Source organism: Gemella bergeri ATCC 700627 (assembly GCF_000469465.1).
GTDB lineage: Bacteria > Bacillota > Bacilli > Staphylococcales > Gemellaceae > Gemella > Gemella bergeri.
Map to the genome: position 1 here is coordinate 1 of NZ_KI271794.1, position 1,557 is coordinate 1,557.

Consider the following 1,557-nt stretch of genomic DNA (forward strand, 5'->3'; position numbering starts at 1 on the left):
AATATTTGTAAAATAATATATACTTTTAATAACGGTCGATTATTTCGCTTCTTACCGCTGAGATGAGATACAAAGATCCGGTTATAAGAAGTATTTCATCATTTTTCAGGTTTGGTATTAAGTTGGCTAATGCTTGTTCATAATTTTCAAATTTTGTAATGGGGGTGGTATTAAAAGCATTAACTAAACTGTTAAGATTGGATTCTTTTATTGCAATAGGGACTTTTGTAATGAAAAATTCTGCGGGAATAGTTTTTATTATTTTTATCATAGAAGAATAGTCTTTATCTTCTAAAATTCCCAGAAGAATTTTTAATTTAGGAAATTTAACCATTTTTAAATAATTTACTAAACTATTTACTCCGTCGTTATTATGAGCACCGTCTAATAAAATATTTTCTCTTATCCACTCAAGCCTGCCTGCCCAGTTTGAAGTAGCTACAGCATGAGCAATAGTTTTTAAATCTATATCTATTATTTTTCTTTGCTGTAAGTTTTCCAGTACAAGTAGAGCGAGTGAACAGTTATAAATTTGATGTTCTCCTATCATTTTAGTAGAATAGGTATTATTTTTGTAATTGAATTCATTTCCATGAGCATGGATACTTTTTATTTGAATATCTTTAGTGTTTAAAATAGTTAATGTAGCATTTTTTTCTTTGCAAATATTTTTAATAACCATCTCAACCGAATTAGAAGACGGGTAAATAATTACATTATCATTTTTTTGGATAATTCCGGCTTTTTCAAAGGCAATTTTTTCTAAAGTATTACCGAGGATATTTGTATGATCCAGGCTAATTTTTGTAATAACGGAGAGCAGTTTTTTTTCAAAAATATTTGTACCGTCAAAACGTCCGCCAAGTCCTACTTCCATAATAACAAAATCTGTACCTTGTTCTTTAAAATAAAGGATAGCAACCGTAGTTATAATTTCAAAGAATGATAAGTTATCAGTTGAATGCGGGTTATTATCAAACCAGGTTTTTTCTACAAGTTTAAATAGTTCAAATGCTCTTTTATAAGGGATAAATTTATCATTAACACGAATACGATCATTAAAACTAAGCATACCGGGACTTGTGTATAAACCTACACGATATTTAGTTTTCAAAATATCTTTAAGGTATGAACAGGTTGAACCTTTGCCGTTTGTTCCGGCAATATGGATAACATTAAGGCTTTTTTCCGGATTATTAAATAGTCCTAATATTTTTTTCATACGATGAAGTCCTAATTTCATACCGGAGCGTTCAATTTTATATGAAGAAGTTATTAGTAACTCTTCACAAATAATTTCTGTAGCATAATCGACAGTTATATTTTTATTAAATGTTTCTAATTTTTTTAGTATTTCATTAAGTTCAAACTTATCAAAAAGTTCAAAGATATTATTTTCATCTTTTAAATTATTTTTTTCCAAAAAGTTTTTATATTTCAATTTACAGTTATTAATCATAATAATTCTCCTAAATATAATTGCTCAGGAAGAAGAGAATAAAATTCTTGCCTGCCGGTGTAAAAAATATTATATATTTATATACAAAATATTTTTTG

General features: G+C 27.6%; 1 protein-coding gene. It reads right to left on the bottom strand.

Features of this window, described 5'->3' with window-relative positions; translation table 11 throughout:
• Positions 1–25: 25 nt before the first annotated feature.
• Positions 26–1,459 (bottom strand): bifunctional folylpolyglutamate synthase/dihydrofolate synthase, encoded by a 1,434-nt coding sequence (locus tag HMPREF1983_RS00450; RefSeq protein WP_021752299.1) that lies wholly within the window; start codon positions 1,457–1,459, stop codon positions 26–28.
• Positions 1,460–1,557 lie beyond the last annotated feature (98 nt).

Coding starts and splice junctions, on each gene's coding strand:
- HMPREF1983_RS00450 (WP_021752299.1), bottom strand. CDS start 1,459: ATGATTAATAACTGTAAATTGAAATATAAAAACTTTTTGGAAAAAAAT.